Source organism: Variovorax paradoxus, assembly GCF_040544635.1.
Lineage (GTDB): Bacteria > Pseudomonadota > Gammaproteobacteria > Burkholderiales > Burkholderiaceae_C > Variovorax > Variovorax paradoxus_R.
In genome coordinates this window covers 355012-369688 of record NZ_JBEPKJ010000003.1, presented here as the reverse complement: position 1 = coordinate 369688, position 14677 = coordinate 355012, and the positions used below count along the sequence as shown (strand labels likewise).

Here is a 14677-nt window from a genome sequence, read left to right as displayed (position 1 = left end):
CAATTGATTGATCAGCACGGGCATTTGCCCCCTGCTTGGGGGATCGGCCCCACTCGGCAGGGAGCTAGGCGAGCGTCGGCGTGGCGCCGTCCGCGGCGGCAACCGGCGGCGGCACGGCCGCAAAGGGCACCAGCTGCAGCTGCTCCGCGTTCAGGCGCTCCAGAATGGTGAACAGCAGGTCGCTGCGCACGCCGCCCGCCAGGCGCGGGCTGGGCACATAGGCAATGGCCTGGAAAATGAGCAGGCCGCCCTCGATGCCTTCGAGCGTGAGCGAAGGCGCGGGGGTTTCCAGTACGCCCTCGTGCGCGCGGCAGGCCTCCAGGATGAGATCGCGCACGCGATGGGCGTCGGTGGTCAGCGGCATCGGCAGGCGAATGAGCACCCGGCCTTCCGCATTGGCCAGCGTCATGTTGCGGACGATCTTGGTGATGAACTCGGAGTTGGGCACGATCACCGTCGAGCGGTCTCCGAGCTGGATTTCCGTGGCCCGCACGTTGATGCGCCGCACATCGCCCTCGGTGGTGCCCAGCACCACCCAGTCGCCCACCTTCACCGGCTGCTCGGCCAGGAGGATGAGGCCTGAGATGAAGTTCTGCACGATGGCCTGCAGGCCGAAGCCGATGCCCACCGAGAGTGCGCTGGCCACCCATGCGATGCGCTCGACGCCGATGCCCAGCGCCGAAAGCGAGAACGCGACCACCAAGATGCCGCCCACGTAGCCGAGCAGCGTGGTTATCGAGCTTTGCATGCCCGGCTCGAACTGCGTGCTGGGCAGGTAGCTGCGCGCGAGCCAGCGCTTGAAGACCCGCAGCACGATGAAGCCCACCACAGCCACGGCAATGGCGCTCAGAATGGCGCCCGGCACCAGCTGGAACTCACCCACCTTCACACCGGTGCCGAATTTGCCGCTGCGCTGGAACACTTCGCCGGGTCCGGTCCCCAGCGGGGCTGCGAGCGCGATCAGCATGTAGAAGAAAAGCGCCACGCGGCTCAGGCCGGAGAGCACCGTGGCCGCCTGGTCGAGCGTCTGCGGCGCGAGGCCGAAGCTTTTCTGCAGGCGCTGGCCGAAGGTGCTGCGCGACGACACGCCGGCCATGAAAACGTCGTCGGCAAACTTGAACAGCACATAGAAGGCGGCCGCGACGATGCCACTCCAGGTGAGCTGCGAGGCCAGAAAGCTCGCAAGCGCCACATAACCCATCGCCACCAGCACCCAGATCGCCACGATGAGCATGCCGATGCACGCCATCAGCAGCCCCACCCACATCGGCTGCTCGGGCAGGTCGGCATCCGGCGTATCGGCGCGCAGCGGCTTCAGGCGGTAAAGCACCGCGCCGACCAGCGCCGTGAGCACCAGCGCCGTGAGCACGTGGGTGGCCACCACGGCCGCGAAGCTGGCGTTGACCAGCTGGTTGATCTCGGCCGGCGTCCAGGCCAGCGCGGCCACCAGCGCGACCAGCCACGGCAGTGCGGCAAGGCGCGTGGCCATGGCATCGGGAATCGGCGGCAGCCGCCAGCTCGGGCGGCCGGTGGCCAGCAATGCACGGCCTAGCCCGATCACGAAGGCCATGAACACCAGCGCCTGCGCCATCGAGCGCATTGCCTTGCGCGCCTGCGGCTCCCAGGTGGCGTATTCCTCGAGCACCCAGACGAATCCGTGCGCCGCCACGGCAACCAGCACCACATGGCTCGCCACGATGGCAATGACCAGCAGCGAACGCCGAAGCCGGCCCGCCGGCAGCAGTCGCGCGGCGATCCGCGCCAGCAGATGCTCGGCCACCCAGGTTCCGAGCATCGCGAGCAACACCGCCAGGATGAGTGCCCAGAGCACTGCCATTCGAGACCCCTGCTGCATGGCCTGCGTGAGCCCGTCGCGCAGAACGGAGGCCATGGCCTTCAGCCGCTCGAGGTCGCTCGGCCATGCCTCCTGCAGATCGCGCCAGAACTCGCCGCCGAGCGGCGAGGGCGCGCGTTCGGTGATCTGCGCCTCGAAAAGCGCCCGGCGCTGGGTGACCAGCTCGGCCCCGCGCTGCCGTACGTCGATGGACAGCAGGCGAGCCAGCCTGATGTCCGCATCCAGCGCGTTGCGCTCCTTGGTCAGGCGGGCGCGCTGGCGCGTGATGTCAGGGTCTTCGGTGGCGCCCGCGGCCGGCGGATTGCCGAGCTCGCCGAGCCGGGCGTTCAGGTCGGCCAGCTCGCCGGCGCGCGCGGCGACGAACTTGTCGGCCTGGGTGCCGATTTCGTTGATCTGCGCCAGGAGCTTGCGCACGTCCTCATCGGAATCGGCGGACGCGGTGATCTTGGTGAGCTGCTCGCGCAGTTCGGCCACGGTGGGTTCGGGCGCGGGCGCCGTGGTGGTGCTGTTGCTGCCGCTGATGTTGTCCGGCTGCGCCACTGCAGCACCGCACAACAGCAAGGCAGCCAGGCAAAAGGCCATCAGGCGTGGGATGAAACTCATGGCTGCCATCATAGAAGGCGCCATTTCCGGCCCGCGGCGCGGCTCGTGACAGGTTGTGTGTCAGGCCGCTGCGGCGTCGCGGCCACCGCAGCAGGACCCGTCAGCCGGCCGGGCTGAACAGGTCGACCCGGTCGGTAATGATGCCGTCGGTGCCCAGGTCGATCAGCCGCTGTGCGGCCCATTCGTCATTAACGGTGTAGCTCAGCGCGCGCATGCCGGCATCGTGCGCTTGCGCCACCGTGGGGGCGTCCCAGAGCGCGTGGTTGCAGACGATGGCGGCGCAGCCCAGGTCGGTTGCGGCGGCCAACCAGCCGCTCCAGAGCTTATCGAGCAGAAGCCCCCGCGGCAATTCGGGCTCGACCGCCCGGGCCCCCTTGAGCGACTCGACCTGGAAGGAGGTGAGCAGCGGCGGAATGGCCGCGCCCCGCCACAACCGGGCAGCCTGCCGCGCCACCGCTTCGCCAGTCTCGCGCTCGGTACCGGGCGTGGGCTTGATCTCGATGTTGAGCAGATGGTCGTTGGCCAGGCAGAAGCGGGCCAGGTTCTCGAGCGTGGCGAGCGGCTCGCCCGCAAAGGCGCGCGAATGCCAGCCGCCCGCATCGAGCTGCGAAAGCGCGCTCCACGGCTGTTCGCCGCCGATGCCATGGCCGTTCGTGGTGCGGTCGAGCGTGGCGTCGTGCATTAGAAAGGCCACGCCGTCGGCGCTGAGCTTGGCGTCGCACTCGAACATGCGGTAGCCGTGCGAGGCGCCGAACCGGAATGCGGCCAGCGTGTTCTCGGGCGCCAGCTTGCCGGCGCCGCGGTGCGCGACCCAGCGTGGATAAGGCCAGGGTTTCAGCGCCGGCATCGGTCAGTCTGCTCGCTTGCCGGAGCCGGCATCGAACCAGTGCAGCTTGTCTTCGCGCGCTGCGATCTTGACCGTGTCGCCTGCGACCGGCGGATGATCGCTCTCGTCGGTGCGCATGATGATCTGCTCCTCGCCGATGCGGCCATACACCAGCCGCTCGGCGCCGAGCAGCTCGACCGACTCGACCTGCACGGACCAGCCGCTTTCGTCGAGCTTCATGTGCTCGGGGCGGATGCCGAGGATCTGGCCCGGCCGCACGCCCGGTGCATGCTGCAGCAGGTTCATCGGGGGCGAGCCGATGAAGCTGGCCACGAAGGTGGTGGCGGGCCGGTTGTAGACCTCTTCGGGCGTTGCGAACTGGTCCATCACGCCGCCGTTCATCACGATGATGCGCTGCGCCAGCGTCATGGCCTCGACCTGGTCGTGCGTGACGAACAGCGAGGTAATGCCGAGTTCGCGGTGCAGCTTCTGGATCTCGATGCGGGTCTGCGCGCGCAGCTTGGCGTCGAGGTTCGACAGCGGTTCGTCGAACAGGAACACCTGCGGCTGACGCACGATGGCGCGGCCCATGGCCACGCGCTGGCGCTGGCCGCCCGAGAGCTCGCGCGGCTTGCGTTCGAGCAGATGGCCCAGCTCGAGGATCTTGGCGGCCTTGTCCACCCGTGTCTTGATCTCGGGCTCCGGCACCTTGGCGATCTTCAGCCCGTAGGCCATGTTCTTGAACACGCTCATGTGCGGATAGAGCGCGTAGTTCTGGAACACCATGGCGATGTCGCGCTCGGAGGGTTCGAGCTGGTTCACCACGCGCCCGCCGATGGAGATTTCGCCGGCCGAGATTTCCTCCAGGCCGGCCACCATGCGCAGCAGGGTGGACTTGCCGCAGCCCGAAGGCCCGACGATCACGATGAATTCATGGTCGGCAATCTCGGCGCTCACGCCGTGGATGACCTGGTTGGCTTTCGGCCCGTGGCCGTAGCGCTTGATAACGTTGCGTAGGGAAAGAGCTGCCATTTTTATTTCTCGGTATCCACAAGGCCCTTGACGAACCACTTTTGCATCAGCACCACCACCAGCGCGGGCGGCAGCATGGCGAGGATGGCGGTGGCCATCACGACGTTCCATTCGTTCTGGCTGTCGCCGCCGGCAATCATTCGCTTGATGCCGACCACCACGGGGTACATGTCTTCGCCGGTGGTTGCGAGCAGCGGCCAGAGGTACTGGTTCCAGCCGTAGATGAACTGGATGACGAACAGCGCCGCAATCGAGGTCTTCGACAACGGCAGCAGCACGTCGAAGAAGAAGCGCATGGGGCTTGCGCCGTCCATGCGCGAGGCTTCGGTGAGCTCGTCGGGCACCGTGAGGAAGAACTGGCGGAACAGGAAGGTGGCCGTGGCCGACGCTATCAGCGGCACCGTGAGGCCCGCGTAGGTGTTCAGCATGTTCAGGTCCGACAGCACCTTGTAGGTGGGCAGGATGCGCACCTCCACCGGCAGCATCAGCGTCACGAAAATGGCCCAGAAGCAGATCTTCTTGAACGGGAACCGGAAGTAGACGATGGCAAAGGCCGAGAGCAGCGAGATGGAGATCTTGCCGATGGAGATCACCAGCGCCGACACCAGGCTCACCCACATCATGTGGGCCACGGGGGCGTTGGAACCGGTGCTGGTTTCGCGCCCGAAGAGCGCGCCCTTGTAGCTGTCCAGCATGTTGGTGCCGGGCAAAAGCGGCATCGGCGCCTGCACGATTTCCTGTGCCGTGTGCGTGGACGCCACGAACGCCAGGTAGAGCGGGAAGGCGACCACGAAGACGCCGAGGATCATCACCACATGGGCCAGGATGCCTTGGGTGCCGCGTTTCTCAACCATGGAACGCCTCCGCGGAATTCTTGATTTTTTTCTGCTTCATCAGTATTGAACCTTCTTTTCCACGTAGCGGAACTGGATGACGGTGAGCGCCACCACGATCACCATCAGCACCACCGACTGCGCCGCCGAGCCGCCGAGGTCCATGGCCTTGAAGCCGTCGTAGTAGACCTTGTAGACCAGGATCGCCGTGTCCTTGCCCGGGCCGCCCTGGGTGGCCGCATCGACGATCGCGAAGGTGTCGAAAAAGGCGTAGACCACGTTGATCACCAGCAGGAAGAAGGTGGTGGGCGACAGGAGCGGAAACTGCACGGTCCAGAACCGGCGCCACGGGCGCGCGCCGTCGATGGCCGCGGCCTCGATGAGCGACTTGGGAATCGACTGCAGGCCGGCCAGGAAGAACAGGAAGTTGTAGGAAATCTGCTTCCACACCGAGGCCATCACGATCAGTGTCATGGCGTGGCCGGAGTCGAGCAGGTGGTTCCAGTCGATGCCGATCTTGCCGAGCGCATAGGCCACCACGCCCAGCGAGGGCGAGAACATGAAGACCCAGAGCACGGCCGCCACGGCGGGCGCCACCGCATAGGGCAGGATCAGCATGGTCTTGTAGAAGGTGCCGCCCCGCGTGATGCGGTCGGCAAACACCGCGAGCGCCAGCGACAGCGTGATGCCGATGCCGGCCACCAGCACCGAGAACAGCGCGGTGGTCTTGAACGACTCCACATAGCTCGGATCGCTGAATATCTGGCGGAAGTTGTCGAACCCGACGAACTCCACCGATGTGCCGAAGGCGTCCTGCTGCTGCAGCGACTGCAGCAGTGCCTGGGCCGCCGGCCAGAAGAAAAACACGAGGATCACCGCCATTTGCGGTGTCAGCAGCAGCCAGGGCAACCAGCCCGAGCGAAAGAAAACGCGTTTTTCCATGAACCCTCTGCATAAAAAATCCCGCCCGGCCCGCTCTTGCGCACGAGCGGACGGGGGGCGGGCGATATTAGCCGGACACGAGGGTCCGGGCCTCAATCGTTAGCTTTTGTTAGCTTTCTGGAAGCGTTCCAGCTGCTCGTTGCCGCGGGTCACGATGGAGTCGAGGGCTTCCTTGGCGGTTTTCTTGCCGCTCCAGACCTGTTCGAGCTCTTCGTCCTCGATGGCGCGGATCTGCACGTAGTTGCCCAGGCGGATGCCGCGGCTCTTGTCGGTGACCTTGCGCACCATTTGCGTCACGGCCACGTCGGTGCCGGGGTTCTGCTTGTAGAAGCCAGAGTCTTCGGTGAGCTTGTAGGAGGCCGTGGTCACGGGCAGGTAGCCCGTGCGCTTGTGGCTGGCCGACTGCACTTCAGGCGTCGAGATGAACGTGAAGAACTTGGCCACGCCCTTGTACTCGGCCGGCTTCTTGCCCGACATGACCCAGAGGCTCGCGCCGCCGATCACGGTGTTCTGCGGTGCGCCCGGCACATCCGGGTAGTAGGGCAGGGGAGAGACCGCGTAGGCGAACTTGGCATTCTTGGCGACATTGCCGTAGAAGCCGGACGACGTGTTGATCATGGCGCACTCGCCCGACACGAAGGAGGCTTCGGGCACGTTGCCGCGACCCTTGTAGATGAACAGGCCCTGCTTGGCCATGTTGGCCAGGTTCTCGATGTGGCGCACGTGCAGCGGCGAATTGATCTTCATGCGCGCGTCGAGGCCGGCAAGACCGTTGCTCTTGGTCGCGAATTCGACGTTGTGCCAGGCGGAGAAGCTTTCCAGCTGGGTCCAGCCTTGCCAGGCCGTGGTGAACGGGCACTTGTGGCCGCTCGCCTTCAGCTTGGCCGCGGCGGCTGTCACCTCGGGCCAGGTGGCGGGCAGCTTGGTGGTGTCGATGCCCGCGGCCTTGAAGGCGTCCTTGTTGATGTAGAACACCGTCGTCGAGCTGTTCAGGGGGAAGCTCAGCATCTGGCCGTTGGGCGCGGTGTAGTAGCCGGCGACGGCGGGAATGTAGGCCGCCGGATCGAACTTCTCACCCGCGTCCTTCATGACCTGGCCGACCGGCACGATGGCACCCTTGCTGGCCATCATGGTGGCGGTGCCCACTTCGAACACCTGCAGGATGTGCGGGGCATTGCCGGCCCGGAAGGCCGCAATGGAGGCCGTCATCGATTCGTCATACGTGCCCTTGTAGGTCGGCACGATCTTGTAGTCCTTCTGGCTCTCGTTGAACTGCTTGGCCAGGTCGTTGACCCACTCGTTGTTGACGGCGGTCATGGAATGCCACCACTGGATCTCGGTCTGGGCGTGAGCCAGGTTGAACAGCGTGGTGGCGGCCAACGCCGATGACAGCGCGAGCGTCTTGAATCGCATGAAGACTCCTGATGGGAAATGAAAGCGCGGATGCTAGGGCATGTGAATGACACAACCGCGTCACATTGGCGCACGGACTGTTGTCATCTTCCAATCGGGAAAACCCCTTTGGCACAAGGCTTCCGGCAGGGCGCGAGCCTTCGTGTTGCGCTGCAGCATGCTAGCATCGCCTTCCCCTTTTTCGGCCTAGCCTGTTGCCGCGGCCGGGGCTTCCGCGAGTACGTCATGAGCAGCAAAACCTCCCTCGAAAAAAGCAGGATCAAGTTCCTTTTGCTCGAGGGCATCCACCCTTCGGCCGTGGAGGTCCTGCGCGCCGCGGGCTACACCAACATCGAGTCGCTGCCGGGCGCGCTTCCCGACGCGGAGCTCAAGGCCAAGATCGCCGACGTTCACTTCCTGGGCATCCGCTCGCGCACGCAATTGACGGCCGAGGTCTTCGCGGCCGCCCAGAAGCTGGTGGCGGCGGGGTGCTTCTGCATCGGCACCAACCAGGTCGACCTGGAGGCTGCGCGCGAACATGGCGTGGCGGTGTTCAACGCGCCCTATTCCAACACCCGGTCGGTGGCCGAGCTGGTGCTGGCCGAAGCCATCCTGCTGCTGCGCGGCGTGCCCGAAAAGAGCGCGGTGGCGCACCGCGGCGGCTGGCTCAAGTCGGCCGAGAACGCATTCGAGATCCGGGGCAAGACGCTCGGCATCGTGGGCTACGGCTCCATCGGCGCCCAGCTGTCGGTGCTGGCCGAGGCGCTGGGCATGAAGGTGGCCTTCTACGACGTGGTGACCAAGCTGCCCCTGGGCAATGCGCACCAGGTGCGCGAGCTGCACCAGCTGCTCGGCCAGAGCGACATCGTGACCCTGCACGTGCCCGAGACGCAGGCCACGCAATGGATGATCGGCGCGGCCGAAATCGCCGCCATGAAGCCGGGCGCCATCCTGATCAACGCTTCGCGCGGTACGGTGGTGGAGATCGAGCCGCTGGCCGAAGCCTTGAAGCAGAAAAAGCTGCTGGGCGCCGCAATCGACGTGTTCCCGGTGGAGCCGCGCACCAACAAGGACGAGTTCCTGTCGCCTTTGCGGGGCCTCGACAACGTCATTCTGACCCCCCACATCGGCGGCTCCACGATGGAGGCGCAGGCCAACATCGGCCTCGAAGTGGCGGAAAAGCTGGTGAAGTACAGCGACAACGGTACCTCGACCTCGTCGGTCAATTTTCCCGAGGTGGCGCTGCCGGCGCACCCCGGCAAGCACCGGTTGCTGCACATCCACCGCAACGTGCCGGGCGTGCTGTCGGAAATCAACAAGATCTTCTCGGACAACAACATCAACATCTCCTCGCAGTTCCTGCAGACCAACGAGAAGATCGGCTATGTGGTGACGGACATCGACGCCGCGTATTCCGACCTGGCCCTGGAAAAGCTGGCCAAGGTGAACGGAACCATCCGCAGCCGCGTGCTGTTCTGAGGCCCCTCCGGGCAAACCCGCGGGCGGTGGCCTAAAATCCACACCCCCGGCTATGGGCGCGCAGCGCCCGGCCGAGGTGCCACCCCCGATGAATGCTCCGACCGCGTTGACCACGCTGTTGTCGCAGGCCGCAGAGCCTGTACGACTGCGCGAGATCCCCTATAACTACACCAGCTTTTCCGATCGAGAGATCGTGATCCGCCTGTTGGGCGAGCGCGGCTGGGAACTGCTCCAGACCCTGCGCGCCGAGCGCCGCACCGGCCGGTCGGCGCGCATGCTCTACGAGGTGCTCGGCGACATCTGGGTGGTTCAGCGCAACCCCTACCTCGTCGACGACCTGCTCGACAACCCGCGCCGCCGCGGCCAGCTGGTCGACGCGCTCAAGCACCGCCTCGCCGAGGTCCAGAAACGCCGTACGCCCGACAGCGACCTGCCGCGTGACCAGCTCGTGGGCGAACTCACGGGGCTCGTCGGCCAGGCCGTTGCCGCCTTCGACACCGCTTTTCGCGACGTGGCCTCCCTGCGCCGCAAGGCCACGCGCGTGCTGGGCCGCCTCACGGCCAAGGACAACATCAAGTTCGACGGCCTCTCGCGCGCGTCGCACGTGACCGACGCGACCGACTGGCGCGTCGAATATCCGTTCGTGGTGCTGTGCCCCGACACCGAGGCCGAGATGGCCCTGCTGGTCAAGGGCTGCATCGAGCTGGGCCTGACCATCATTCCGCGCGGCGGCGGCACCGGCTACACCGGCGGCGCCATTCCGCTCACATGGAAGAGCGTGGTCATCAACACCGAGAAGCTCGAGGCCATGACCGAGGTCGAGATGGTCTCGCTCCCCGGCCTCGAAGCGCCCGTGGCCACCGTCTGGACCGAAGCGGGCGTGGTCACCCAGCGCGTGGCCGACGCGGCCGAGCGTGCGGGCTATGTGTTCGCGGTCGACCCCACCTCCGCCGAAGCCTCGTGCGTCGGCGGCAACGTGGCGATGAACGCCGGCGGCAAGAAGGCCGTGCTCTGGGGTACGGCGCTCGACAACCTGGCGTCGTGGCGCATGGTCACGCCGCAGGCCGAATGGCTCGAAGTCACGCGCATTGGCCACAACCTGGGCAAGATCCACGACGCCGAGAGCGCCGTGTTCGAGCTGCAGTACTACGCCGCCGACGGCAAGACCAAGCTGCGCACCGAGCGCCTCGACATTCCCGGCCGCACTTTCCGCAAGGAAGGCCTCGGCAAGGACGTGACCGACAAGTTTCTCTCGGGCCTGCCCGGCATCCAGAAAGAGGGCTGCGACGGCCTCATTACCAGCTGCCGCTGGGTGGTGCACCGCATGCCGGCGCACACCCGCACCGTGTGCCTTGAATTCTTCGGCAACGCGAAGGACGCAGTGCCGAGCATCGTCGAGATCAAGGACTTCATGTTCGCCGAGCAGAAGCGCTCCGGCGTGCTGCTGGCCGGCCTCGAACACCTGGACGACCGCTACCTGAAGGCCGTGGGCTACGCCACCAAGTCGAAAAAGCACGGCGGCCTGCCGAAGATGGTGCTGTTCGGCGACATCGCGGGCGACGACGCCGATGCGGTGGCGCGGGTCACCTCGGAAGTGGTGCGCATCGCCAATTCGCGCAGCGGCGAAGGCTTCATTGCCATCAGCCCCGAGGCGCGCAAGAAATTCTGGCTCGACCGCAAGCGCACGGCGGCCATCAGCAAGCACACCAACGCCTTCAAGATCAACGAAGACGTGGTGATTCCGCTGCCGCGCATGGCCGAGTACAGCGACGGCATCGAGCGCATCAACATCGAGCTCTCGCTGCAGAACAAGCTCGCGCTCACCGACGCGCTCGAAGCCTTTCTGCTGCGCGGCAACCTGCCGCTCGGCAAGACCGACGACGCGCACGAGATTCCGGCGGCCGAGCTGCTCGAAGACCGCGTGGCGCAAGCCGTGGCAATGGTGCAGGGCGTGCGTGCGCTCTGGGCCGAATGGCTGCGCGATGTCGACACGCTGTTCCCGCAGCTGCAGGACCACACCCTGCGCGCCAGCTGGAAGACCCAGCTGCGCCAGCCGCTGCAGGAAATCTTTTCGGGCGCCGAGTTCGCGCCGATCCTGGCCGAGTGCACCGCCATCCACAAGCAGGTGCTCAAGGGCCGCGTGTGGGTGGCACTGCACATGCACGCGGGTGACGGCAATGTGCACACCAACATTCCCGTCAACAGCGACAACTACGACATGCTGCAGACCGCGCATGCCGCGGTGGTGCGCATCATGGCGCTGGCGCGCAGCCTCGACGGCGTGATTTCGGGCGAGCACGGCATCGGCATCACCAAGCTCGAATTCCTGAGCGACGAAGAGCTGAAGCCCTTCATGGACTACAAGCAGCGCGTCGACCCCGAAGGCCGCTTCAACAAGGGCAAGCTGCTGCGCCCGCCTGCCGGCGAAAACGTCGAGCTGCATGCCGACCTGACCAACGCTTACACGCCGAGCTTCGGCCTCATGGGGCACGAGTCGCTGATCATGCAGCAGAGCGACATCGGCGCCATTGCCGACAGCGTGAAAGACTGCCTGCGCTGCGGCAAGTGCAAGCCGGTGTGTGCCACGCACGTGCCGCGCGCCAACCTGCTGTACAGCCCGCGCAACAAGATCCTGGCGACCTCGCTGCTGGTCGAAGCTTTCCTGTACGAGGAGCAGACCCGCCGCGGCATCAGCATCAAGCACTGGGAAGAGTTCGAGGACGTGGCCGACCACTGCACGGTGTGCCACAAGTGCCTCACGCCGTGCCCCGTGAAGATCGACTTCGGCGACGTGTCCATGAACATGCGCAACCTGCTGCGCAAGATGGGGCAGAAGAGCTTTCGCCCCGGCAACGCGGCCGCGATGTTCTTTCTGAACGCGACGAACCCGCAGACCATCAAGGCGGTGCGCGCCGGCATGGTGGGCATCGGCTTCAAGGCCCAGCGCTTGGCCAACGACCTGCTGCGCGGGCTGGCCCGCAAGCAGACGGCCGCACCGCCCGCCACGCTGGGCCCGGCGCCGGTGAAGGAGCAGGTGATCCACTTCATCAACAAGAAGATGCCGGGCAACCTGCCGAAGAAGACGGCGCGCGCGCTGCTCGACATCGAGGACGCCGACTACGTGCCGATCATCCGTGACCCCAAGGCGACCACGTCGGAAACCGAGGCGGTCTTCTACTTTCCGGGTTGCGGCTCGGAGCGGTTGTTCTCGCAGGTCGGGCTCGCTACGCAGGCCATGCTCTGGCATGCGGGCGTGCAGACCGTGCTGCCGCCGGGCTACCTGTGCTGCGGCTATCCGCAGCGCGGCAGCGGCCAGTTCGACAAGGCCGAGAAGATGATCACGGACAACCGCGTGCTCTTCCACCGTGTGGCCAACACGCTCAATTACCTGGACATCAAGACGGTGGTGGTGAGCTGCGGCACCTGCTACGACCAACTGCAGGGCTACCAGTTCGACAAGATATTCCCGGGCTGCCGCATCATCGACATCCACGAATATCTGCTCGAAAAGGGCATCACGCTCGCCGATGCAGGCGGTGGCGGCTACCTGTACCACGACCCCTGCCACAGCCCGATGAAGCTGCAGGACCCGATGAAGACCGTGAAGGCGCTGGTCGGCGACAACGTGCTCAAGAACGACCGCTGCTGCGGCGAGTCGGGCACGCTGGGCGTGTCGCGGCCCGACATCTCCACGCAGATCCGCTTCCGCAAGGAAGAAGAGCTGAAGAAGGGCGAAGCCGCATTGCGCGCGAACGGCCAGGTCGGCGAAAAAGACAACGTCAAGATCTTGACCAGCTGCCCGAGCTGCCTGCAAGGCCTCTCGCGCTACGGCAACGACCTGAACAACGGCTTGCTCGAAGCCGACTACATCGTGGTCGAGATGGCCAACAAGATTCTCGGCAAGGACTGGATGCCCGAATACGTGGCCGCCGCCAACCACGGCGGGATCGAGCGGGTGCTGGTATGACAAAGCAACAAGGCTGTCCGTTCTGCGAAGGCACTGGCGGCCGCGTCGTTTTCGAAGGCGCGAAGCTTCGCGTCATCCATGCCGAAGAGGTCGGTTTTCCGGCCTTCTACCGCGTGATCTGGCGCGAGCATGCGGCGGAATTTTCCGACCTCAGTGCCGCCGACCGCGTGCTGTGCATGGAGGCGGTGACGGTCGTCGAGCAGTGCCTGCGCGAGCATCTGGCACCGGTCAAGATCAACCTCGCGGCGCTCGGCAACATGGTGCCGCACCTGCATTGGCATGTGATTGCGCGGTTCGCCGACGACACCCACTTTCCGGGTTCCGTCTGGGCGCCGGTGCAGCGCGAAACGAATGCGGCCCAGGAAGCCGCCGTGGCCGTGCGCCTGCCTGCACTCGAGAGTGCGATGATGGCCCGATTGGGCACAAGGAGCTTCTGATGGCAGGTTTGCAAGCCGGCGCACCGACGCCGCAATCGATCACCGTGCATGGCCAGTCGCGCATGCTCGAGGTCGGTTTCTCGGATGGCGCCACATTCCGTATTCCGTTCGAGCTGATGCGCATCTATTCGCCGTCCGCCGAAGTGCAGGGCCACGGCCCGGGCCAGGAAATCCTGCAGACCGGCAAGCGCGAGGTCGAGCTGGTCGACCTGAAACCGGTGGGCAACTACGCCGTGCAGCCGGTCTTCAGCGACGGGCACGACACCGGCATCTTTTCGTGGAACCTGCTGTACGAGCTCGGTGCCAAAGAGGCCGAACTCTGGGCCGAATACGAACGCCGGCTCGCGGCGGCCGGTGTCGACCGCGACGCACCGATGATCGACAAGGGCGGCTCCGCCTGCAGCAGTCACTGAGCCTCAAGCAGCCTCCGCTACCGAAAAGATAGCCCTCTGTACAGGCGCAGCGCGCTCTGCGGCGTCTCGCTATTTGAAGAAAAAGCAACAAATGCCCGCCGTCTTCGCAGGGTCGCCATCTTGAGGTGTGTGCTTCCGGCCTAATATCAGGCGCATGAGCACCACCCACTTCGGCTTCGAAAAAGTCGACGAAAGCGAGAAAGCGCAACGAGTCCGCGGCGTCTTCGACTCCGTCGCCACGCGTTACGACCTCATGAACGACCTGATGTCGATGGGGTTGCACCGCGCCTGGAAGGCCTACACCGTGATGGTGGCCAACGTGGGTGAAGGCTCGCGCGTGCTCGACATCGCGGGTGGCACCGGCGACCTCGCAATGGCTTTCGCCAAGAAGGTCGGCGCCAGCGGCCAGGTGGTGCACACCGATATCAATGAAGCCATGCTGCGCACCGGCCGCGACCGCCTGCTCGATGCCGGCGTCGCGCTGCCCACGCTGGTATGCGATGCAGAAAAACTGCCGTTTCCGAGCGACCATTTCGACGTCGTGACCGTGGCTTTCGGCCTGCGCAACATGACGCACAAGGACGTTGCCCTGAAGGAAATGAACCGCGTGCTCAAGCCGCGCGGCAAGCTCCTGGTGCTCGAATTCTCGAAAGTTGCCAAGCCGCTGGCAAAAGCCTACGACTGGTATTCGTTCAACGTTCTGCCCAAGCTGGGCAAGCTGGTGGCGGGCGACGACGCGAGCTACCGCTACCTGGCCGAATCCATCCGGATGCATCCCGCGCAGGACGAGCTCAAGACCCTCATGAAAGAGGGCGGTTTCGGGCATGTGGACTATCACAACATGACGGGTGGCGTGGTCGCCCTTCATGTTGGAATCAAATGTTGATGACGCGAATTC

General features: G+C 65.3%; 11 protein-coding genes. 5 read left to right on the top strand and 6 right to left on the bottom strand.

Going from position 1 to position 14677, the window contains the following annotated elements; all coding sequences use genetic code 11:
* Nucleotides 1–64: 64 nt before the first annotated feature.
* The 6 genes from ABIC94_RS07460 to ugpB all read right to left on the bottom strand — a co-directional run bounded on the left by ABIC94_RS07460 (nt 65) and on the right by ugpB (nt 7504).
* The gene (locus ABIC94_RS07460; protein ID WP_436317949.1) at nt 65–2470 is read right to left on the bottom strand and encodes a DUF3772 domain-containing protein; all 2406 of its coding nucleotides are present in this window, start codon (nt 2468–2470) and stop codon (nt 65–67) included.
* Between the two features lie 88 nt (nt 2471–2558).
* Complete coding sequence (gene ugpQ / locus ABIC94_RS07455; protein WP_354372392.1) at nt 2559–3305, bottom strand: glycerophosphodiester phosphodiesterase; 747 nt, start codon at nt 3303–3305, stop codon at nt 2559–2561.
* Nucleotides 3306–3308: 3 nt separating this feature from the next.
* Nucleotides 3309–4316, bottom strand: coding sequence for a sn-glycerol-3-phosphate import ATP-binding protein UgpC (locus ABIC94_RS07450; RefSeq protein WP_354372391.1), 1008 nt, complete (start codon nt 4314–4316; stop codon nt 3309–3311).
* Between the two features lie 2 nt (nt 4317–4318).
* On the bottom strand, nt 4319–5170 hold the full coding sequence (gene ugpE / locus ABIC94_RS07445; protein WP_354372390.1) for a sn-glycerol-3-phosphate ABC transporter permease UgpE: 852 nt from the start codon (nt 5168–5170) through the stop codon (nt 4319–4321).
* A 39-nt stretch (nt 5171–5209) separates the two neighbouring features.
* Entirely contained in the window at nt 5210–6091 is an 882-nt protein-coding gene (gene ugpA / locus ABIC94_RS07440) for a sn-glycerol-3-phosphate ABC transporter permease UgpA (RefSeq protein ID WP_354372389.1), read from the bottom strand.
* Nucleotides 6092–6190: 99 nt separating this feature from the next.
* Entirely contained in the window at nt 6191–7504 is a 1314-nt protein-coding gene (gene ugpB / locus ABIC94_RS07435) for a sn-glycerol-3-phosphate ABC transporter substrate-binding protein UgpB (RefSeq protein WP_354372388.1), read from the bottom strand.
* 225 nt (nt 7505–7729) lie between these two features.
* Here ugpB and serA point away from each other — a divergent pair, with 225 nt between their 5' ends.
* The 5 genes from serA to ubiE all read left to right on the top strand — a co-directional run bounded on the left by serA (nt 7730) and on the right by ubiE (nt 14665).
* Nucleotides 7730–8962 carry a phosphoglycerate dehydrogenase gene (gene serA / locus ABIC94_RS07430; protein WP_354372387.1) on the top strand — a complete coding sequence of 411 codons (1233 nt, stop codon included), beginning with the start codon at nt 7730–7732 and terminating at the stop codon, nt 8960–8962.
* A gap of 88 nt (nt 8963–9050) precedes the next feature.
* Nucleotides 9051–12929: an FAD/FMN-binding oxidoreductase gene (locus tag ABIC94_RS07425; RefSeq protein ID WP_354372386.1), complete on the top strand. Its 3879-nt coding sequence runs from the start codon at nt 9051–9053 to the stop codon at nt 12927–12929.
* A complete protein-coding gene (locus tag ABIC94_RS07420) occupies nt 12926–13366 on the top strand; it encodes an HIT family protein (protein WP_354372385.1) in 441 nt (146 codons plus the stop codon). Before ABIC94_RS07425 ends, ABIC94_RS07420 begins: the two co-directional genes overlap by 4 nt.
* Nucleotides 13366–13779: a DUF971 domain-containing protein gene (locus ABIC94_RS07415; protein ID WP_354372384.1), complete on the top strand. Its 414-nt coding sequence runs from the start codon at nt 13366–13368 to the stop codon at nt 13777–13779. Before ABIC94_RS07420 ends, ABIC94_RS07415 begins: the two co-directional genes overlap by 1 nt.
* Before the next feature lie 154 nt (nt 13780–13933).
* Complete coding sequence (ubiE, locus tag ABIC94_RS07410) at nt 13934–14665, top strand: bifunctional demethylmenaquinone methyltransferase/2-methoxy-6-polyprenyl-1,4-benzoquinol methylase UbiE (RefSeq protein WP_354372383.1); 732 nt, start codon at nt 13934–13936, stop codon at nt 14663–14665.
* The last annotated feature ends 12 nt before the right edge of the window (nt 14666–14677 follow it).